General features: G+C 54.7%; 15 protein-coding genes. 5 read left to right on the top strand and 10 right to left on the bottom strand.

What is annotated here, in order from left to right; translation table 11 throughout:
• The first annotated feature begins 93 nt into the window (after positions 1–93).
• From CZ787_RS02940 to CZ787_RS02925, 4 genes are all read left to right on the top strand, one after another.
• Positions 94–354 (top strand): DUF4212 domain-containing protein, encoded by a 261-nt coding sequence (locus CZ787_RS02940; RefSeq protein WP_087105999.1) that lies wholly within the window; start codon positions 94–96, stop codon positions 352–354.
• Positions 355–360: 6 nt separating this feature from the next.
• Positions 361–2,157, top strand: coding sequence for a sodium:solute symporter family protein (locus CZ787_RS02935; protein ID WP_087105997.1), 1,797 nt, complete (start codon positions 361–363; stop codon positions 2,155–2,157).
• A gap of 102 nt (positions 2,158–2,259) precedes the next feature.
• The gene (locus CZ787_RS02930) at positions 2,260–2,781 is read left to right on the top strand and encodes a hypothetical protein (protein ID WP_087105995.1); all 522 of its coding nucleotides are present in this window, start codon (positions 2,260–2,262) and stop codon (positions 2,779–2,781) included.
• Positions 2,782–2,871: 90 nt separating this feature from the next.
• Positions 2,872–6,813 carry a NahK/ErcS family hybrid sensor histidine kinase/response regulator gene (locus CZ787_RS02925; RefSeq protein ID WP_087105993.1) on the top strand — a complete coding sequence of 1,314 codons (3,942 nt, stop codon included), beginning with the start codon at positions 2,872–2,874 and terminating at the stop codon, positions 6,811–6,813.
• A gap of 74 nt (positions 6,814–6,887) precedes the next feature.
• Here the strand turns inward: CZ787_RS02925 and CZ787_RS02920 are convergent, their stop codons facing one another.
• The 3 genes from CZ787_RS02920 to CZ787_RS02910 form a co-directional block, all read right to left on the bottom strand.
• A complete protein-coding gene (locus tag CZ787_RS02920; RefSeq protein ID WP_016916171.1) occupies positions 6,888–7,550 on the bottom strand; it encodes a LuxR C-terminal-related transcriptional regulator in 663 nt (220 codons plus the stop codon).
• A gap of 272 nt (positions 7,551–7,822) precedes the next feature.
• Complete coding sequence (gene acs, locus CZ787_RS02915) at positions 7,823–9,772, bottom strand: acetate--CoA ligase (protein WP_087105991.1); 1,950 nt, start codon at positions 9,770–9,772, stop codon at positions 7,823–7,825.
• Between the two features lie 170 nt (positions 9,773–9,942).
• Positions 9,943–10,524 (bottom strand): SprT-like domain-containing protein, encoded by a 582-nt coding sequence (locus CZ787_RS02910; protein ID WP_087105989.1) that lies wholly within the window; start codon positions 10,522–10,524, stop codon positions 9,943–9,945.
• Positions 10,525–10,593: 69 nt separating this feature from the next.
• On the opposite strand from CZ787_RS02910, the gene CZ787_RS02905 reads away from it, so the two are divergent.
• Positions 10,594–11,262 (top strand): YecA family protein, encoded by a 669-nt coding sequence (locus tag CZ787_RS02905; RefSeq protein ID WP_087105988.1) that lies wholly within the window; start codon positions 10,594–10,596, stop codon positions 11,260–11,262.
• Between the two features lie 26 nt (positions 11,263–11,288).
• Here CZ787_RS02905 and CZ787_RS02900 read toward each other — a convergent pair whose 3' ends face one another.
• The 7 genes from CZ787_RS02900 to ampD form a co-directional block, all read right to left on the bottom strand.
• Entirely contained in the window at positions 11,289–12,416 is a 1,128-nt protein-coding gene (locus CZ787_RS02900) for a phospholipase D-like domain-containing protein (protein ID WP_087105986.1), read from the bottom strand.
• Between the two features lie 50 nt (positions 12,417–12,466).
• Positions 12,467–13,174: a class I SAM-dependent methyltransferase gene (locus tag CZ787_RS02895; RefSeq protein ID WP_087105984.1), complete on the bottom strand. Its 708-nt coding sequence runs from the start codon at positions 13,172–13,174 to the stop codon at positions 12,467–12,469.
• Positions 13,171–13,869: a tRNA (adenosine(37)-N6)-threonylcarbamoyltransferase complex dimerization subunit type 1 TsaB gene (gene tsaB, locus CZ787_RS02890; RefSeq protein WP_087105982.1), complete on the bottom strand. Its 699-nt coding sequence runs from the start codon at positions 13,867–13,869 to the stop codon at positions 13,171–13,173. The genes CZ787_RS02895 and tsaB overlap by 4 nt, the downstream gene beginning before the upstream one ends.
• A 105-nt stretch (positions 13,870–13,974) precedes the next feature.
• Positions 13,975–14,628, bottom strand: a complete 654-nt coding sequence (adk, locus tag CZ787_RS02885; protein WP_087105981.1) for an adenylate kinase — start codon at positions 14,626–14,628, stop codon at positions 13,975–13,977.
• 308 nt (positions 14,629–14,936) lie between these two features.
• Positions 14,937–16,979: a pyruvate dehydrogenase complex dihydrolipoyllysine-residue acetyltransferase gene (aceF, locus tag CZ787_RS02880; protein ID WP_087105979.1), complete on the bottom strand. Its 2,043-nt coding sequence runs from the start codon at positions 16,977–16,979 to the stop codon at positions 14,937–14,939.
• Between the two features lie 59 nt (positions 16,980–17,038).
• Entirely contained in the window at positions 17,039–19,711 is a 2,673-nt protein-coding gene (aceE, locus tag CZ787_RS02875) for a pyruvate dehydrogenase (acetyl-transferring), homodimeric type (protein ID WP_087105977.1), read from the bottom strand.
• A 382-nt stretch (positions 19,712–20,093) separates the two neighbouring features.
• Positions 20,094–20,678, bottom strand: a complete 585-nt coding sequence (ampD, locus tag CZ787_RS02870; RefSeq protein ID WP_087106031.1) for a 1,6-anhydro-N-acetylmuramyl-L-alanine amidase AmpD — start codon at positions 20,676–20,678, stop codon at positions 20,094–20,096.
• Positions 20,679–20,723 lie beyond the last annotated feature (45 nt).

Genomic DNA, 20,723 nt, shown 5'->3' with positions numbered 1-20,723 from the left:
GGTAGGTAGTTTTAGCGTGCAATTACCCTGACATGCTAAACGCTATTCCTGGTGAACTTTCCAAACCTAAAAACACAAGTGGAGAGCAACACAATGGCAGATGACAAATCCAATGCTGCGGAATACTGGAAAGCCAACGTTCGTTTAATTACCGGATGCCTTATTGTGTGGGCCTTCGTGTCTTACGGATGCGCGATTTTGTTTAGACCGCTTCTAGCAAGCATTCAAATAGGGGGAACAGACCTGGGCTTCTGGTTTGCTCAGCAGGGCTCGATCCTTACCTTTATTGCTCTGATCTTCTTCTACGCCTGGAGAATGAATCAGCTCGATAAGAAATTTGGCCTTGAGGAGTAAGTCAGAATGAGCCAATTTGCAATTAACCTGCTTTTTGTAGGCGCTTCCTTTGCGCTCTATATCGGTATCGCGATATGGGCGCGTGCGGGCTCCACAAAAGAGTTCTATGTGGCTGGCGGTGGTGTTCACCCGATCACTAACGGTATGGCCACAGCGGCCGACTGGATGTCAGCGGCCTCGTTTATTTCCATGGCGGGCCTGATCGCCTCTGGCGGTTACGCCAACTCAACCTACCTGATGGGCTGGACCGGCGGCTTCGTTATTCTGGCCATGCTGCTCGCTCCCTACCTGCGTAAATTCGGCAAGTTTACCGTTCCAGACTTTATCGGTGAGCGCTTCTATAGCCGTACCGCTCGGGTAGTTGCGGTTATCTGCCTGATTATCGCATCGGTTACTTATGTTATCGGGCAAATGACCGGGGCTGGCGTTGCCTTCTCACGCTTTCTGGAAGTACCCAGCACTTGGGGCATCTGGATCGCTGCGGGAATTGTTTTCCTGTACGCCGTCTTCGGCGGCATGAAGGGCATCACCTATACCCAGGTCGCCCAGTACATCGTACTGATTGTGGCCTACACCATCCCGGCTGTGTTCATTTCCATGCAGTTGACGGGCAACCCCATCCCAATGTTCGGTATGTTCAGCTCCCACACGGAATCTGGCCTGCCGTTGCTGCAAAAGCTTGATGATGTCGTCATGGCACTTGGGTTTCAGGATTACACCGCCGACGTCGACAACAAGCTGAATATGGTGCTGTTCACGCTCTCGCTAATGATCGGTACCGCTGGCCTTCCCCACGTTATCATTCGCTTCTTCACGGTTCCCAAGGTGGCTGACGCACGCTGGTCTGCGGGCTGGGCGCTGGTCTTCATCGCGCTGTTGTACCTAACAGCGCCAGCCGTCGCCTCCATGGCACGTCTGAACCTGATGACCACCATTTATCCGGAGCTAACCGGCCAGGTTGACAATTATGAGGAGGCCGGTGCCGAGCCAATCCTCTACGAAGATCGTCCTGAGTGGTTCCGCACCTGGGAAGAGACTGGCCTGATCACGTTCTTTGACTTTAACGATGACGGCCGCATCCAGTTCTATAACGATGCCAACGCTGAGTTTGACGTTATCGCTGATAGTCGCGGCTGGGAAGGCAATGAGCTGACGGTCAACAATGACATTCTGGTTCTGGCTAACCCAGAAATCGCCAACCTACCCGGCTGGGTAATTGGCTTGATCGCAGCGGGCGGTATTGCGGCTGCCCTCTCGACAGCGGCGGGTCTGCTTCTCGCTATCTCGTCGGCGATCAGTCATGACTTAATCAAGAACACGATCAATCCGAATATCAGTGAGAAGAAAGAGATGTTAGCAGCACGCATCTCAATGGGCGGGGCTATCTTGCTGGCCACCTATCTTGGCTTGAACCCGCCAGGGTTTGCGGCACAGACCGTCGCCTTGGCCTTCGGTATTGCCGGCGCCTCGCTGTTCCCGGTACTGATGATGGGTATTTTCTCAACTCGCATGAACAGCGCCGGAGCCGTGGCCGGTATGCTGTCAGGCTTGGTGTGTACCCTGCTGTATATCTTTACCTACCTCGGTTGGCTCTTTATCCCGGGCACCAACATGCTGCCCAATACGCCGGATAACTGGCTGTTCGGTATCTCCCCGCTCTCCTTCGGTGCGGTGGGTGCCATGATCAACTTTGCCGTTGCCTTCCTTGTCTCTAGCATGACGGCGCCGCCGCCTAAAGAGATCCAGGAGCTAGTGCAAAGCGTACGCTATCCAAAAGGTGCTGGTGCCGCAGTTGATCACTAAGCCATAATCGTTCCTGAATGCGCTCGCCAGAGCGCATTTCACGGAATCCATGTCGAACCGGGCTTCCTTTGGGAAGCCCGTTCTCTTTCAGGAAATCGCTTTATGATATGGCACTTGATTGCCGCTATTTTTGCTGCACTGGCCGCTGCGGGCATTGGTTTGATTCTGCGCAATCTATCTCGCAATCGGCTTCCTAAATGGATAGTGCCGGTGTTTGCGGGGCTGGGTATGCTCGGTTATCAGATTCACGTGGAGTACTCGTGGTTTGAGCACAAACAACAGCAGTTACCTGAATCATCCGTCGTCGTCAGTAGTGCCACCGGAACAGAAGTATGGCGCCCATGGACGTTTGTTTTCCCCATCACGACCCAGTTTAGCGTGGTGGATAGCGACAACATTATTACCCGCGATATTGAAGGCGACCAGGTGGTGGAGTTTATTCTTTACCAGTTCATTCGCCGTCATACCGACTTTGTGTCTACTCAACCCTATTTGCTGAACTGCGAAAGCCGTGAACTGGTGCCGCTAAGCAACGAGGCTGGCGAAGCGCAGTTGAGCGAACTTCGTCTCTTGCGCGAAACATCCACGCTGTTAGCCACCGTGTGCGGGAATGCCGGCGCATAGGAGAGACGCAAGCGTTGCTCTTCGCCTAGAATGGGCCTCTTTACACGCGCCGCTCGCTGGGCGAGATAAACGTTGGTGGGGGAAATAGGCATGTTTCACGGTGGGCTGCTGGTCGCGGTATCCTTTATTTATATCGCGATTCTCTTCGGTATTGCCTGGCACGGCGACCGCCGTGCCCGTACCCACGGCGCCAGCCGCCGACGCCCCCTCATGTATAGCCTGGCGCTGGCCATTTACTGCACCTCCTGGACATTTTACGGCGCAGTAGGCCAGGCAGCCACGGCAGGCTGGTCCTTTGCGAGTATTTTTGTTGGTCCTATCCTGACATTTTTACTGTTTTGGCCGGTTCTGGCCAAAATGATCCGCGTTGCCAAACACCAAAACGTCACCTCTATCGCGGACTTTATCGCCTCGCGCTACGGAAAGACTCAGTCGCTTGCCGCGTTTGCAAGCCTGGTCGCGCTGATCGGAACGCTTCCCTATATCGCGCTACAGCTAAAGGCCGTCTCGACCACGTTTAGCGTACTAACCGATGCCAGCGATAGCGTGGGAAGCCCGCTCTTTGGCGACACCGCCTTTTATGTAGCCGTTATTATGGCAGTCTTTGCCATTTTGTTTGGTACCCGTCATACCGATGCGACCGAGCACCATGAAGGCTTGATTCATGCCGTCGCGTTTGAATCCATCGTCAAACTTGTCGCATTTATTGTGCTAGGCGCGTTTGTTACCTGGGGTATGTTCGGTGGCTTGGGCGAGTTAATGGGGCACGCAGAGAGCCAGCTTGGCCTTCAGCGTCAACTCGCCAACCAGGACTTCGGCCAAAGCTTTTGGGCACAAACGCTGCTCGCGATGCTGGCGATCCTCTGCCTGCCACGTCAATTTCATGTGGCCGTGGTTGAAAATATTCACCCAGATGACGCCACCAAAGCCCGTTGGCTGTTTCCGCTTTATCTGTTGGCTATCGCTTTTTTCGTTGTGCCCTTGGCAGCAGCCGGATTACTGCTCTTTTCAGAGAGCGGCGTAGAGCCTGATACCTATGTGTTGGCACTTTCCATGGCCTCGGGCCATGAGTGGCTAACGCTGCTGACCTTCATTGGCGGGTTCTCAGCCGCCACCGGCATGGTGATTGTTGCAGCGGTCGCGGTTTCCATCATGATTTCCAATGAAATTGTTATCCCGGCCCTGTTTCGGTTGCGCTGGTTTGATACCAAAGCCCGCGACTACGGACGCTTGGTCCTGCGAGCCCGTCGCATCACCATTGCTGTCGTGTTGGCGATGTCCTACGGCTTTTACCGACTAATCGCCGAGCTCACTTCGCTTGCGTCTATCGGCATGCTCTCCTTTGCGGCCGCCGCGCAGTTTGCCCCTGCCGTCATTGGCGGGCTTTACTGGAAACGCGGTAACCGGCTGGGCGTTATCGTGGGGATGAACGCAGGCTTTGCCATCTGGGTTTACAGTCTCTTGATGCCCGCCATGACTAATGCCGGCGTGCTGCCCTTGGCATGGCTCTCTGACGGCCCTATGGGAATTGCCTGGCTCTCTCCCACCGGCCTTTTTGGCCTGAATCTGGGCGATAGCTTTACCCATGGTGTCATGCTATCGCTGGGCATTAACCTGTTTTGCTATATCTTCATCTCTCAGGTGACCTCGCAGCGAGTGGTTGAGCGTATCCAGGCCTCGCTATTTGTCGATAGTGTTGAAACTCGCCAGACCTCGGTGAACCGCCCGTGGACAGGCGCCACTACGGTGGGTGACCTAAAGGTATTATGTGAGCGCTTTTTGGGCGCAAGCCAGGTGGAACGGGCATTTGAGGATTATGCGCGCCGCCTGGGCAAGCCACTGGACTACAGCACACGTGCATCCATTGATGTTATTCAATTTACCGAGCGATTTCTTGCCTCGGTACTCGGCGCATCATCGGCACGCATTGTCGTTAACTCAGCGCTGCAAGGACGCGGAATCGGCATTTCCGATGTTATCTCTATTGTTGATGAAGCGTCACAGGTGCTGGAGTTCAACCGGGCGCTGCTACAGGCCACTATCGAAAACATTAACCAGGGGATTAGCGTTGTTGACCAAAATCTGTGCCTGGTCGTCTGGAACCAACGCTATCTTGAGCTGTTCCGCTTTCCCGACCATTTAATTCGCGTCGGCGCACCGATTGATCGCATCTTCCGCTATAACGCTCATAACAGCGAATATGGCCCGGGCGACCCCGAAGAGCATGTCCAGCTACTGCTGGATAATATCCGCGACGGTCATCCTCATCGCTACGTGCGCTATCGTCAGGATGGCAGCGTGCTGGAAGTTCAGGGTAATCCGATGCCCGGCGGTGGATTTGTTTACACGTACCAGGATATTACCCAGCAAAAGCGGATTGAAGAGGCACTGATTCGTTCCGAAAACAATATCCGTATTTACACCGATAATGTCCCTGCGCTCATTGCCTACTTTGATAAAGAGTGCCGCTACCTGTTTACCAACCGCGCCTATGAGCAAGCGTTTAGCATTGATCGTAATGCGGTGATTGGCCGACGCTTTGAGGATGTGTTGTCACTTAAGCAGTCAGAAGAGCGTGGCCCTTGGGTCGCCCGAGCACTGAACGGAGAGCGGGTAAGTTTTGAAGTCTCCATGCACGTCAACGATGTCATGCGCCATATGCTGGTGACCTATACCCCTCACTTTGGCGACAGCCAGTCGATTCTTGGCTTTTTCTCGCTTTATCAAGATATTACCGAGCGCCGTCAAGCTGAAATAGCGCTTGAAGAGACCAATGAAACACTAGAAGAGCGCGTTCGCGAGCGCACCCAAGCGCTTTCTGAAGCCAACGCCGCCCTGCGTCAGGAGAACCGTGTTCGCGCCGAGGCCGAGCAGGCCCTGCGTCAAGCCAAGCAACTGGCGGAAGATGCCAATGCCTCCAAGACACGCTTTTTGGCGGCAGCAAGCCACGATTTATTGCAGCCGCTGAATGCTGCTCGACTGTTTACGTCAGCGCTTATGCAAAACGTAACCACTCCAGATACGCAGCGTACCATCGGACATATTGATAACTCGCTACAGGCCGCTGAAGAGCTGTTGAGCACGTTGCTGGATATCTCCAAACTGGACGCCGGCGCGCTGACACCGCGCCGCAGCCACTTTGCACTCGCCGATATATTCCGCCCGCTGCGCGCTGAATTTGAAGTCATGGCCGATAACCGCGGCCTGGATCTCAACGTTGTGCCAACCCAGCTATGGGTTGATTCGGACCCGCAGATGCTGCGTCGAATCGTGCAAAACTTCCTCTCCAACGCGGTGCGTTATACGCAGGATGGGCATGTGCTGCTGGGCTGTCGTCGCCAAGGGCAACGGCTTTTAATAGAAGTCTGGGACAGCGGCCCCGGCATCCCCGAGTCCAAGCTCACGGAAATCTTCCAGGAGTTCCGCCGTCTGGATCAGGTATCGCGCCACAAGGAGAGTGAAAAAGGCCTGGGGCTTGGGCTCTCAATTGCCGACCGCATGAGCCGAGTGCTTGACCATCCGATTAAGGTTCGCTCCTGGGAAGGGACGGGCACGGTGTTCTCAGTCAGCGTGCCCATCGTAGCGGCCAGGGAAATCACCGCTGCCGAGCAAGAGCCTACCAACCGGCGCAGCGGCAATAAGCTAGCCGGTGTGCGCATTGTGTGTATCGACAATGAAACCCTGATTTTGGAAGGCATGACCGCCATGCTCAGCGGCTGGGGGTGTGAAGTCTTTACCGCCACCAGCATTGGGGGCGCTAAATCCATCCTGCGCAACATGGATGGCGACCCGGATGCGATCCTCGCTGACTATCACCTGGATAATGAAGTGACCGGTTTGATGGCTCTGGACGCACTGAGCGAGCGTTTATCGGGCGCGGTGCCCGGCATTGTGATTACCGCTGACCGTACCGAAGCCGTTGCGGATAAGGTCAAACGCGACGGCTATCAACTGCTGCTGAAACCGGTAAAACCTGCCGCCCTTCGTGCGCTATTGACCCGCACGTTACAGGCCAGCCGGGCCAATACATAGCCTATATGTACCGCAGAAAAAAAACCGCTTACGTTGCGCGTAAGCGGTTTTTTTTAATCACGCCACGAGAGCGTTTATGACTCGACTTTAGGCGGCTCAACTTCCAGTTTTTGAGCCGCAATGACCGCTTGTGTGCGCGAATGAACGCCCAGCTTGCGTAAAATCGCCGTCACATGGGCTTTAATCGTTGCTTCAGAAACGTTGAGCTCGTAGGCAATCTGCTTATTGAGCAACCCTTCGGTTAGCATATTCAACACACGAAACTGTTGGGGCGTTAACGAAGCAATCGCTTCGGCAAAGCGCGATTCCTCTTCACTGGTCTCTTCCAACACGTTAGCCAACGCTTCTGGCAGCCAGACTTCACCCTGAAGAATTTCGCCTACCGCTTCAGCAATCAGCTGCAACGACGATGATTTAGGAATAAAGCCCGAAGCACCATAGTCAATTGCCCGCCGCACGACGTAAGGTTCATCACTGCCCGATACCACCGCCACCGGAATATCCGGCATTTGGCCGCGCAACTGAATGAGCCCTGAAAAGCCATGCGCACCAGGCATGTGCAAGTCCAGCAAGATCAGGTCGGCATCAGGATGGCGATTGACCACTTCCGTTGTGGCTTCCATGGTGTCGGCTTCGACAATCTCAGCCTGCGGGGCTAATTGGCGCAAGGCCTGAGTGAGCGCTGCACGAAACAGCGGATGGTCGTCTGCAACGATAAACTTATGGGCTACTGCCATGGATATTCCTCCGGTTCCTCGTGCAGCGGAAATACGTGCCGCTACGACGCTAGGCTCAAACGGTCAACGCATGGTACCCCAAGGTTTCTTCATGCCCAAGCATACCTGCATATTTTGTCATCATTATGTCACCCTTTTAAACGCAACAGTGCCGGCCCTCTGGCCGGCACTACAACGCATAAGCGCAGTATGCTGCTATTTGCACTCTTTTTGGCTGACACTCATCAACTTACGTAGCATTCATCATGTTTAAGACACTGAGTAGTAAGCTACTATTGATTGGCTCGATGCTCAATCAATTCGTCAACCACTGAGGGGTCAGCCAGTGTACTTGTGTCCCCCAGGCCGTCACATTCGTTGGCCGCAATCTTGCGCAAGATACGCCGCATAATCTTGCCCGAGCGCGTTTTAGGCAGCCCCGGCGCCCACTGGATCACATCGGGGGAGGCAATAGGCCCAATATCTTTACGTACCCACTGGGTCAGCTCTTTCTTAAGCTCATCAGATGGCTCAATACTATCGTTCAGTGTTACATAGATATAGATGCCCTGTCCCTTGATATCGTGGGGGAAACCTACCACCGCCGCTTCAGCCACCGCCGAGTGCGCAACCAGCGAGGATTCTATTTCTGCGGTGCCCATGCGATGGCCCGACACATTAAGCACGTCATCCACACGTCCGGTAATCCAGTAATAGCCATCTTCATCACGACGGCAGCCGTCCCCGGTGAAGTACATGCCATCGTAGGTGGCGAAGTAGGTCTGCACAAAGCGTTCGTGATCGCCCCAGATAGAGCGCGCCTGCCCCGGCCAGGAATCAAGGATCACCAGATTGCCTTCAGCGACGCCTTCAAGCTGGTGGCCTTCGTTATCCACCAGTGCTGGCTGTACGCCAAAGAAGGGCAACGTGGCAGAGCCAGGTTTTAGATCCATTGCGCCTGGCAGCGGAGAAATCATGATGCCGCCGGTTTCCGTTTGCCACCAGGTATCCACAATGGGGCAATTTTCGTTGCCAATCACCCGATAAAACCACTCCCAGGCTTCCGGGTTAATCGGCTCACCTACCGAACCCAGCAGGCGCAGGCTATCGCGTGAGCTGGTGCTCATCACGTTGTCACCGTGGGCCATCAGGGCACGCACGGCAGTGGGCGCGGTGTACAGAATGTTGACCTTATGCTTATCAACAATTTCACCCAAGCGACCGTGAGTCGGATAGCTGGGCACGCCTTCAAACATCAACGTGGTCGCACCGTTGGCAAGCGGCCCGTAGACGATATAGCTGTGTCCGGTCACCCAGCCCACATCAGCGCTGCACCAATAGACCTCACCCTCTTGGTAATCAAACACATACTGGTGGGTCATGGCGGCGTAGGTAAGGTAGCCACCCGTCGTGTGCTTAAGTCCTTTAGGCGCACCTGTTGAGCCGGACGTATACAGGATAAACAGCGGATCTTCGGCGCCCATCGGCTCGGCGTCGCACACGGCTTGCTGTCGATCAACCAATTCATCAAACCAGAGATCGCGGCCTTCTTTCCAGTCGATGTCACCGCCGGTACGTTTTACGACCAGCACGTTCTTGCAGACGTCGGTGCCTTCGCGGGTAAGTGCTGAATCGACGTTCTCCTTGAGCGGCACGTGTTTGCCACCGCGCACTGACTCGTCGGCGGTAATAATCAGTTTGGAATCGGCACCAATAATCCGCTGGGCTACCGCATCGGGCGAGAAGCCACCAAAGACGACCGAGTGGACCGCACCAATCCGCGCGCAGGCAAGCATCGCCATGGCCGCTTCAGGGATCATGGGCATGTACATCGTCACCGTATCGCCTTTCTCAACACCCAGCGATTTCAGGGCATTGGCCAATTGGCAGGTGCGCTCATGCAGTTCACGGTAGGTAATATGCTTGGATTCATCAGGATTATCGCCTTCCCAGATAATCGCCGTTTGATCGCCGCGCTGTTCAAGGTGCCGGTCAAGGCAGTTGGCACTCACGTTGAGTACCCCATCCTCAAACCACCGAATATCCACATTATCCCGTTTAAATGAGGTGTTCTTGATGATGGTTGGCACTTTAATCCAATCAAGACGCTTGGCCTGCTCTGCCCAGAAACCTTCGGGGTCATCCTTGGACTGCTGGTACATGGCCGTGAACTTTTCTTTATCGGCCCAGGCGTTGGCGGCGATAGCATCGCGCACCGGATAGACGTTTTGATGTTCGCTCATAGTTGCCTCATGTCCGTGGAAACGCACTCTCAATAGGAATGTAGTCGGTATTATTCTTTGTTGCCCCGACACCACTGAATGTTCCCCTAGCATAAACCTCCCTTAGGCGGCTTCCTCTTAGACATTGGTATTAACATTTTTTATTTAAAAAACAGCAACCTGGATGACTTTCAACAATTATCGTAAGCGCTATAGACCAACGTCTCCTGGCAATGACGACAGCGATAGCGGCGCCCTTTGTTAACTAGCGCATGACGCCTGGCCGTCAACGGGTGTTCACGGCAGGCGCACTGATAGCGGTAAGGGGTGGGCTGAGCCTTATGAACGTCGAAGCGGTGGGTAACGTGAGGGGCTAGCCCAAACAAGTCCCGCATCACGGTTTTCCACTCTTGCCCATGCGGTTTTAAGCGTCGCCCATCACGTAGATGAAACACCAGCCAATGCGCCATCTCATGCGGAATCACATCGTTAAAGAACGCAGTACGATTGTCACTAAGCAAAATAAAATTAAACCGCAGGCCACCGCGCCCCAAATGGGCTTGCCCCGCTGAAGCGCCCTTTAAATCAAACCATACGCGGGGCCGCGGCAACTGCGGATACACTTCCAGGCAGCGCTGCCACGCTTGCTCGACCCGGCTTAATGCCGCTTTTTGTAGCGCCTCGGGTGACAGCGCCGCCAATTCATCTTCCGGCCAGGGCGGCAGCGGCAATGTGCCCGTTAGCGATGCACCTATTAGTGATAAACTTGTCATTAATGAATGCCTAGATGATGGTTACCCATTAGTATCATTTTTTAAACGACCCAACCCATGAGGCTTGCTATGGCAGAGCGCCCCGACGATGCAAACGCGCCAGAGACTGTCCCTCCGCAGCCACTGCTGACCGATGAGCAGCTCGACAGGCTGGATGATTTCCTCGACTCAGACCAGGTCGATGAAGACGCGCTGGACTTGATCTCCGCCCACGGCTTTCTCGTGGCACTCGCGGTAGCCCCCAGCGAAGTATCACCGGCACAGTGGCTCGTTGAGCTGTTTCAAGGCGAACCGCGCTATGCCGATGATAACGAGCGCAATGAAATTGTTAATCTGTTAACCCTGCTGCGCAACAACGCAATGGCCGTGCTGGAGCAAGGCGGACTTCCTGAACTGCCTTTTGATTTAACCCTGGATGGGCTGCCTGCGGAAGAAACACCGATTGGCGACTGGTGTGCGGGCTTTATGGAAGGCGTCTTCAGCGATGAAAGCGCCTGGTTCCAGGAGGATGAAGAAGCCGCGGCAACACTGCTTTTGCCCTTTATGCTGCTTTCCGGGCTATTTGATGATGAGCCCGACATGGCCGAGATGGCAAGCGACACTGCACACCAGGAAACCCTGGTAGCGCAATTGCCAGAGCTCGTGCTTGATTTGTATTTACATTACCGCGTTCCACCGGAAACGCCCAAACCCAAGCCGCGCAAAAAAACGCCTGCCAAGAGCCGCAAGCGCCGCTAAGTCAGTGTTAATTCAACCCAGTATCGTTACTTAAGCCGGGTAATCACTGAATCCAGCGTACCAAATATCCATTCAAAGGCGCGCTGCTTCCAGGAGCGCGCGGCCCACTCCTCGGCCAGCACTTCCTTGCTGGCCGAAAAATTACGCTCAAACATAGCGCACACATCCTGAGCAAGCCGCTCGTCCATAACTTCCTGATTGGCCTCCAGGTTCCAGTGCAGATTCCAGTGATCGAAGTTACACGAGCCAATACTCACCCAGTCATCCGCGAGTACAAATTTGGCATGAATAAACGTCGGCTGGAATTCGTAAATGCGTACGCCCGCTTTAAGCATCGACTGATAAAAACGTTGTCCTGCGTAACGCACGCTGGGGTGGTCATGCTTCGCACCGGGCAGCAAAAGGCGTACGTCCACGCCCCGCTTTGCGGCACGTGCCAAGCGGCGGCGCAGCGTAAACGTAGGCACAAAATAGGGCGTACAGAGCCAAAGGCGCTCCTGAACGCCGTGTACTTGCCGATAAAGCGAGTGACGAATCGCCTGATACCGGTAGCCCCGGCCCTGTATGGCGCGGCCAGTTGCTCCACCATCGAACGCTTCTGTCTGGCGCTGTTTGGGAAGCGACTCAGCAGGGCGCTTGTCCTCTGCGCGCGTTAAACGCGAGCGCCAAAGGCTGCGAAAAAGCATCTCCCAGTCGGCAATGACCGGACCTTCAATACGCACGGCAATGTCGTACCATGCCTCTAAAAATTCATCGACGGCGCCAAACCCACCGGTAAAAGCTATTTGCCCATCGACCACTATAATTTTGCGGTGGTCACGACTAAGGTTCCGGGCCAATGAGTGTAGTCCCACCGGATTGAAAAAGCGCAGCGCCACGCCCGCGTCAAGAAGTCGCTCGCGGTCGCTGCTAGCAAGCCCCTTGGAACCAAAGCCATCCAACAGCAGATACACCCTTACACCCCGCTGGGTTGCCGTTGTAAGTGCTTGTATAACCTGGTCAGCAAGCGCTCCCGACTCCATCAAGTAAAGCTCAACCAAGACATAGTGATTGGCGTGGTTGATGGCTTCAAGCATGGCGGGTAGAAAGCGAGACGCCTCGGGCAGCAGGGTAAACCGATTGCCCGCATGCCATGTCAGGGGCTGATACTTCATAGCGCTCTGCTCCTGATTAAATACGTCGTGAATGAGTAATGCGCATCGACTCAACGATGAAGCGACTGCTTAACATAGAGATCATAGCGGCTGGTCTTTCCCTCCAGCACATGCTGAGGCGCGGGGCCAGCAATCGGAGGGGCTTTACGGGGACGTTTGACCACCACTCGGTGTGTCGCTACCTCCAGGGCGACCTCCAACAAACGAGGCGCATCATCGTCATCGCCCGCCAGCTCGCGAAACAGACGCATCTCTTTTTTGACCAGCGCCGATTTTTCTCGATGTGGAAACATCGGGTCCAGGTGCACGACCTGTGGATCAAACGCGGCATCGACGACCAATGCTTCAAGCGACTGAGCCGCGTCGCCATGGCGCAAGGTCATGCGAGCGATGATATCAGCGATATCATACTCTTTAGCGGCTCTCAGCAGACCGTCTTCCAGCAGCGCGGCAATCGCGTCGACACGCTCAACCAGCAGCACATGAGCGCCCAGTGCGGCCAGTACAAAGGCATCCCGCCCAAGCCCTGCCGTCGCATCGACAACGCTTGGCGTCACGCCTTTAGCAAGCCCACACGCTTTGGCAACCAGTTGGCCTCGCCCACCGCCAAACTGACGCCGATGGGCTGCTTTACCCGCCACAAAATCAACGCTTAGCGGTTTACCATAGCGTTTTTCATCCCCTGCCAGTACTAAACGCCCCTCGCAATACGTAAGCGCCAGTCCTTCTGGGAGTACGGCCTTTTCAGGCAGGCTCATGCCGGCTTTTTCCAGGCAACGTTATTGCGCAAATACACCGGCTGAGCCAGGTGAGCCGGCTGACCTAACCCTGCTGCTAAATCATCGGCACCCAACCAGGCCATTTCTTCAGCGCGAGGTTCCATATCAACCAGGTGCTGGCTCATGCGCACTTGCACCGTGGCTGCAAAGCGCTCCCAAAGCGTAAAACCTGAGCCTACGCCGACCCAGTCAGTTTCATCTTCAGGTAGCGAAAACGCTTCCGGGGCCAACACGGCTTCAGCTTGCTCCAGACTCACGCTATCGTTCAAACAGTGCCATGTGGCCGCGTAGATCTCGCCCATACGCGCATCCAGAGCAGTGACGATATAGCGAAAGTGAAAGCGCCGATGGGCCTGGAGAGCCAACGCCTTGAGCGTTGAGACACCGAGTAATGGGCGGTCCAAACCAAAGGCCAGGCCTTGTGCCGTTCCGGTAGCGATTCTCAGCCCGGTAAATGAGCCCGGCCCTTGTCCAAAGGCAATGGCGTCGAGCGCCGCCGGTGTAATCTGCGCTTCAGCTAACAGCTCGTCCACCATCGGCATTAACCGCCGAGTATGCGCACGCGGCGTCATCTCGTAGCGCGCTAGACATTCGCGGTCAGCGCCGTTCTGACGTAGCAGTGCTACCGAGCAGGCGCTGGATGAGGCATCTAGCGCAAGAAGGTGTAACGACATAGCAATTCCGCACTCGTGATAAGTATTCGAACATTATACCTTTAGTGCACCCATACGACGATGGCCCGCGCTTGGCGGGCCATCGGCTTAGCGAACACCTTTTAATTAGCCAAGGGCTTCTTTTACCTGGCGCGTAATATCGGCAACGCTGCCTACGCCTTCAACACGGTGGTACTGGGGCGCTGCTTCAGCGTCCTTGTCTGCCCACTGCTGGTAGTAATCGACCAGCGGTGCCGTTTGATCGTGATAAACCGATAAGCGGTTACGCACGGTTGATTCCTGGTCATCTTCACGCTGAATAAGCTGCTCGCCCGTTACATCGTCTTTGCCTGGCTCTTTAGGCGGATTATGATCGACGTGGTAAACACGCCCGGATGCCGGGTGAACGCGGCGACCTGCCAGGCGGTTGACAATTTCTTCATCCGGGACAGCGATTTCAAGCACGTGGTCAATCTTCACGCCACCCTCTTTCATGGCATCGGCCTGAGGGATGGTGCGCGGGAACCCGTCAAACAGAAACCCGTTCTCGCAGTCTGGCTGGCTGATACGTTCTTTCACCAGGTCAATAATGATCTGATCGGACACCAGGCCACCACTGTTCATTATCTCTTTAACTTTTAGCCCCAGCTCGGTGCCGTCTTTGATGGCCGCGCGTAGCATATCCCCGGTGGAAATCTGAGGAATCTTGAACTGCTCGCAAATATATTGAGCTTGAGTCCCTTTCCCCGCGCCGGGGGCACCCAACAAGATTAAACGCATGGCCACTGCTCCTTGAATGTAAAACGCAATAAAATGAATTAACCGACAATAACCGGGCCACTCATGCGGCACAACTCCCCAAAAGCCTGAGAAGGGTATTTTTGTAAGATTTTTTAAATAAAACAGCCAAGTGATGCAAGCCTCGCGCACTAGCTGCCTCGTTTGAAGTGCTAAACGCAAACGGCGCCCATCACTGGGCGCCGTTGACTAAACCTTATTGCAGCTACTTTCTCATATACTTCTTCGTGGATTGCCGTGATACCGCATCAAACAGCGCCACGACAATCCACATCATGCCGACAACCTGATTACAGCAACAAGCGGCGAATATCGGTCAACACATCCGCCAGGAATGCCGTGAAACGCGCAGCATCCGCACCGTTAATTGCTCGGTGATCATAGGAAAGCGACAGCGGCATCATTAAGCGCGGCTGGAAGGCACTGCCATCCCAAACCGGCTTCATTTGGGCTTTGGAAACACCCAAAATAGCCACCTCAGGCGCATTCACGATCGGCGTAAACGCTGTGCCACCAATCGAACCCAGGCTCGAAATAGTGAAGCAGCCACCGGTCATCTCTTCCCGCTTGAGCTTCTTGGTTTGTGCCTTTTTACCCAGCTCTGCCATGTCCCTGGCAATCTCGATCAAGGACTTCTTATCGGCATCACGTAGTACCGGCACCATCAAGCCATCAGGGGTATCAACAGCAATACCGATATGAACGTAGTTCTTCCATACCAGCGTTTCGCCATCGCCTTTTAAGCTGACGTTAAACTGCGGGAATTTACGCAGTGCAAAGGCACACGCTTTCACCAGGAAGGGCAGCGGGGTTAACTTGGCCCCCTGTGCTTCGGCTTCGGCTTTCATCGACTTACGGAAGTTCTCAAGCTCGGTAATATCCGCTTCGTCAAACTGGGTCACGTGTGGCACGTTGAGCCAGCTACGATGCAGATTGGTCGCGCCCATTTTCAACAGGCGACCCATCGGCTTCTCTTCCACCTCACCGAACTGGCTGAAGTCGACTTCCGGAATCGGCGGAATACCGGCGCCACCCGTGGCGGCAGCTGCTCCGCCCGATGCTTGCGCCTTGCCCTGGTTCGCAATGACCTGCTTCACATAGGCCTGAACGTCCTCTTTGAGCACGCGCTCTTTGGGGCCGCTGGGCTTAACCAGGCCAATGTCGACGCCAAGCTCGCGGGCCAGCATACGCACAGCTGGGCCTGCGTGTACCAACTTGCCATCACGCGGCTTGTGCGCGGCCATTTGCGCTTCAGGGCTGGGCGTACCGCCCGCGGCTGATGCACTCTGCTTGGCAGTGCTCTTCTCAGCGGTTTTCTGAGCAGTCTCCTTCTTCGGCGCTGGCTTGGAAGCGGCTTTCTTCGCGCCCGCTACTTCCATATAACCAATGACATCGCCTTCAGAAACGGTATCACCCTCTTTAACGGTCAGCTCAAGGAGCTTGCCTTTATAGGGGCTGGGGACGTCCATGGAGGCTTTATCAGATTCCAGCGTGATCAACGGATCTTCTTCGCTGATCTCATCGCCTACTGCCACACCGATTTCAATAATCGGTACGTCGGTAGAGCCGGAAATATCCGGAACGCGAATCTCCTTGCGCTCTGGCTCGCCGCTGGCCGCGTCGTCTTCGCTGTCGTCGCTGCTGGCATCTTCAGGCTCGCTGTCGGATGCGCTCGCCTCTTCTTCAGCAGGCGATTCATCGTCAGCCTCGTCGCCACCTTCACCTTCGATTTCCATCTGGCCGATAACATCGCCTTCAGAAACCGTGTCGCCTTCTTTTACGGTAAACGCGACAATTTTACCGGTATGCGGGCTCGGCACGTCCATGGAGGCTTTATCAGACTCCAGGGTGATCAGCGTATCTTCAGCATCGATACTATCGCCTTCACTCACGGCGACTTCGATGATCTCAACGTTGTCAGAGCCGCCCAGATCGGGGACTTTGATATCCACGGTTTGCTTACCGCCCGCGGCTTTTTTAGGCGCAGGCTTGGAAACTTCCTGAGCCTGCTCTTTTGCCGGTGCTGCGTCTTCTTTCGAGCTGTCTTCTTTGGCCCTCTCATCAGACTGGCTTTCAGACGATGTGTCGTCGCTGCCTTCCGCTTCCAGCTCAACGATATCGTCGCCTTCGGAAACGGTATCGCCTTCTTTAACCAGCACTTTAACGACTTTACCGCCCTTCGGGGCCGGGATATCCATGCTGGCTTTATCAGATTCCAGCGTGATCAGGGTGTCTTCCGCTGCAATGACGTCGCCTTCCGACACCGCGATCTCGATGATTTCGACACCTTCGCTACCGCCGATGTCGGGCACTTTGATGATTTCGCTACTCAAGGTCGCGCTCCTTTCAAATCGGATCGAGCCGGCGGGTACTTAACCCGCCGGGCAGCGGTTTAGCTGGTCAGCGGGTTCGGCTTGTTAGCGTCGATGCCATATTTGTTCATGGCTTCGCCAACCTGCTTACGTTCAATCTCGCCACGCTCAGCCAGTGCACGCAGGGCCGCTACAACAACGAAGTAACGATCTACCTCGAAGAAGTAACGCAGCTTCTTACGCGTGTCAGAACGACCATAGCCATCGGTACCCAGAACAGTATAGTCACCTGGCACCCATGCACGGACCTGATCCGCATAGAGCTTCATATAGTCCGTCGAAGCAATGACCGGACCGTCACGGCCTTCCAGACATTTCGTAACGTGCGGCTTGTTGGCCTCAACGTCCGGATTCAGGAAGGATTCACGCTCAAGCAGCAGCGCTTCACGACGCAGTTCGTTAAAGCTGGTCACGCTCCAGATGTCAGCGCCAATACCCCAGTCTTTTTCGAGCAGCTCAGCGGCAGCCTCCACTTCACGCAGAATGGTGCCAGACCCCATCAGTTGAACGCGGCCCTTGTCGCCCTTCGTCTCACGCAGCAGGTACATGCCTTTGACGATATCGTCGACCGGTACGTTTTCAAGCTCCGGATGCTCATAGTTTTCGTTCATCACAGTCAGATAGTAGAAGCAGTTCTCTTTATCAGTGAACATGCGCTTCAAGCCATCCTGAACGATGACGGCGACTTCGTGACCGTACGTGGGGTCGTAGCTACGGCAGTTAGGAATGGTCGACGCTTGGATTAAGCTGTGGCCATCCTGGTGCTGCAAACCCTCGCCGTTAAGCGTCGTACGCCCAGCGGTACCACCGACCATAAAGCCACGTGCCTGTAGGTCGCCTGCGGCCCATGCCAAGTCGCCAATACGCTGGAAGCCAAACATCGAGTAGTAGATGTAGAACGGCAGCAGCGTAAGGTGGTTATTGCTATAAGACGTAGCAGCCGCCATCCACGCTGACATCGCGCCGGCTTCAGTAATACCTTCTTCGAGAACCTGACCTTTCTGGTCCTCGCGGTAGTACATGATTTGGCCTTTATCCATCGGCTCATACTTCTGGCCTTCGGCGGTATAAATGCCGAGCTGACGGAACATACCTTCCATACCAAAGGTACGCGCTTCATCAGGGATAATCGGAACGACCAGCTTGCCAAGCTTCTTGTCTTTAACCAAGCCATTGAGCACGCGCACAAAGGACATGGTGGTCGATACTTCACGACCTTTTGAACCCGCCATTTGCGTGGCAAAGGTTTTATCTTCAAGCGTGGGGATTTCCAACGCTTCAAAATCGCTTTTTCGGCTGGGCAGGTAGCCGTTTAAGCGCTCGCGTTGCAGGTGCATATACTTAAGCTCGGGCGAATCATCTTCCGGCTTGTAGTACGGCACTTCTTTGAGCTGCTCATCGGAAAGCGGAATACCGAAGCGGTCGCGGAAGGTCCGCAGTGCTTCGTACTCCATGCTTTTCACTTGGTGCGCTTCGTTGGCTGCTTCGCCATCGCCGCTGCCCATACCGTAACCTTTTACCGTATGCGCTAGGATAACCGTCGGCTTACCGTTAGAGGTATTGACGGCTTCATGATAGGCCGCGTAAACCTTGAACGGGTCGTGGCCACCGCGGTTGAGCTTCCAGATATCATCATCGGAAAGATCTTTAACCATCTCTTCGGTTTCAGGATACTTACCAAAGAAGTGCTCACGGGTATAAGCGCCGCCGTTAGCCTTGTAGTTCTGGTACTCACCGTCGACCGCTTCATCCATGCGCTTTTGAAGGATACCTTTGTTATCCTTCTCAAACAGCGGATCCCAGTGGCGACCCCAAACCACCTTGATGACGTTCCAACCAGCACCGCGGAAAACGCCTTCAAACTCGTCCATTACGCGGGAGTTACCGCGTACAGGGCCGTCCAGACGCTGCAAGTTACAGTTGATAACGAAGATCAGGTTATCCAGGTTCTCACGGCCTGCCAGTGAGATGGCACCCAAGGATTCCGGCTCATCACACTCGCCATCGCCCATGAAACACCAGATCTTGCGATCGTACATGTCTTTCATTTCGCGATGATGCAGGTACTTCATCACGTGGGCTTGGTAGATCGCCTGGATTGGGCCAAGGCCCATGGAGACGGTCGGGAACTGCCAGTAATCCGGCATCAGCCAAGGGTGCGGATACGACGACAAACCATCGCCATCTACTTCCTGACGGAATCTATCCATCTGATCTTCAGACAGACGGCCTTCCAGGAAGGAGCGTGCGTAAATGCCCGGCGCTACGTGGCCCTGGATGTAGATCAGGTCGCCAGCGAAGTCATCTTTAGGCGCACGGAAGAAGTGGTTAAAGCCCACATCATAAAGGGTTGCCGATGACATAAAGCTGGCAATGTGGCCGCCAAGCCCGGGGTTGGCCCGGTTATTACGAATGACCTGGGCAATCGCGTTGTAGCGAATCAAGGAGCGAATGCGACGCTCCATGAATAGATCACCAGGCATCCGCGCTTCACGATGAAGCGGGATCGTGTTGCGGTGCGGGGTTGTCACCGAGAAGGGTACCTTCATCCCGTCCCGGCGCAATCGATCCGCCAGGCGGGTCATCAGGTAACGGGCGCGATCTTCGCCCTCACGATCCAGCACCGATTCCAAGGATTCCAGCCACTCCGTGGTTTCGACCGGATCGAGATCTTCTCTTGTCTCCAGACTCATAGAGGTCTCTCCGAATGACGATAAATGACATGAGCCCCGCCAACCCGTACGGGCTTGGGGCAGCTGCGGTGATTGATGGCCACCGCAGAAAAGCATTTGCGCGGTAACGCTAATGTTTTTTTAGCTCTATATTCAATGAGCTACAGACATCTGAATGTAGTAAAGCTACATAAATGTCGTAAAAGTTAGCCTTTTGTATATAGGAAGATACCGCAAAGTCGCCACGCTGCCAATTCCGGAGCAGTGGAAAAGCGTATCGAAAACAAACTATTGCGCTGCAACATAGACGTTTCGACAGTGCGACCTATTACCATTTATGCGTAGGCAGTGTAGCTAAACTACCGTTTTATTTTCTTGTCGCTGAACAACTTAATCGTCCTTTTTAAAGCGTATCAAGGTGAATTTTCGCCAAACGCTGGTAAAAATAGGCCCAATCAAAGGCGGGTCCTGGGTCCGTTTTACGCAGCGGCGCGATATGAGCATGGCCAGTAATTCGTGACGCATCAAGCGCTGGGTAACGAACCATTAACCACTGAGTGACTTCTGCCAGCGCGTGGTACTGAGCCTTGGTAAAGGGCGTTATGTCATCACCTTCCAACTCAATGCCCAGTGAAAAGTCATTCAACGTCTGCCGCCACTGCATGGCGTGGCCATCCCACCAGCGTGAACGCCCAGCGTGCCAAGCGCGCTGACCCGTATTCACGAACTGCACGCACTCACCATCACGCCGGATAAGCAGGTGCGCTGAAACGCGCAAATGGGCAATCGCGGCAAAAAAAGGGTGCTGCTCCATTGCCAGTTGATTAGTGAACAGCGCCTCTATCGCATCACCACTAAATTGCCCAGGAGGTAAGCTGATCGCATGCAGTACCAATAAAGATACTTCGTCAGTAGGTCGCGCATCATAATTGGGCGAGTCAACCCTGCGCGCCCTGCCCCACCAGCCGTCGTGTGTCTGGTCATTAATCACCCACAAAGTCTCCTTTACGTCGCGCTCTTTTCACTGCTCTCA

The organism is Halomonas citrativorans (genome assembly GCF_900163645.1).
In the GTDB taxonomy this organism is placed as follows: Bacteria; Pseudomonadota; Gammaproteobacteria; order Pseudomonadales; family Halomonadaceae; genus Vreelandella; species Vreelandella citrativorans.
The sequence above is the reverse complement of the archived record's forward strand: the minus strand, read 5'-3'. Positions and strand labels throughout refer to the sequence as shown.

Coding starts and splice junctions, on each gene's coding strand:
- CZ787_RS02940 (WP_087105999.1), top strand. CDS start 94: ATGGCAGATGACAAATCCAATGCTGCGGAATACTGGAAAGCCAACGTT.
- CZ787_RS02935 (WP_087105997.1), top strand. CDS start 361: ATGAGCCAATTTGCAATTAACCTGCTTTTTGTAGGCGCTTCCTTTGCG.
- CZ787_RS02930 (WP_087105995.1), top strand. CDS start 2,260: ATGATATGGCACTTGATTGCCGCTATTTTTGCTGCACTGGCCGCTGCG.
- CZ787_RS02925 (WP_087105993.1), top strand. CDS start 2,872: ATGTTTCACGGTGGGCTGCTGGTCGCGGTATCCTTTATTTATATCGCG.
- CZ787_RS02920 (WP_016916171.1), bottom strand. CDS start 7,550: ATGGCAGTAGCCCATAAGTTTATCGTTGCAGACGACCATCCGCTGTTT.
- acs (WP_087105991.1), bottom strand. CDS start 9,772: ATGAGCGAACATCAAAACGTCTATCCGGTGCGCGATGCTATCGCCGCC.
- CZ787_RS02910 (WP_087105989.1), bottom strand. CDS start 10,524: ATGACAAGTTTATCACTAATAGGTGCATCGCTAACGGGCACATTGCCG.
- CZ787_RS02905 (WP_087105988.1), top strand. CDS start 10,594: ATGGCAGAGCGCCCCGACGATGCAAACGCGCCAGAGACTGTCCCTCCG.
- CZ787_RS02900 (WP_087105986.1), bottom strand. CDS start 12,416: ATGAAGTATCAGCCCCTGACATGGCATGCGGGCAATCGGTTTACCCTG.
- CZ787_RS02895 (WP_087105984.1), bottom strand. CDS start 13,174: ATGAGCCTGCCTGAAAAGGCCGTACTCCCAGAAGGACTGGCGCTTACG.
- tsaB (WP_087105982.1), bottom strand. CDS start 13,869: ATGTCGTTACACCTTCTTGCGCTAGATGCCTCATCCAGCGCCTGCTCG.
- adk (WP_087105981.1), bottom strand. CDS start 14,628: ATGCGTTTAATCTTGTTGGGTGCCCCCGGCGCGGGGAAAGGGACTCAA.
- aceE (WP_087105977.1), bottom strand. CDS start 19,711: ATGAGTCTGGAGACAAGAGAAGATCTCGATCCGGTCGAAACCACGGAG.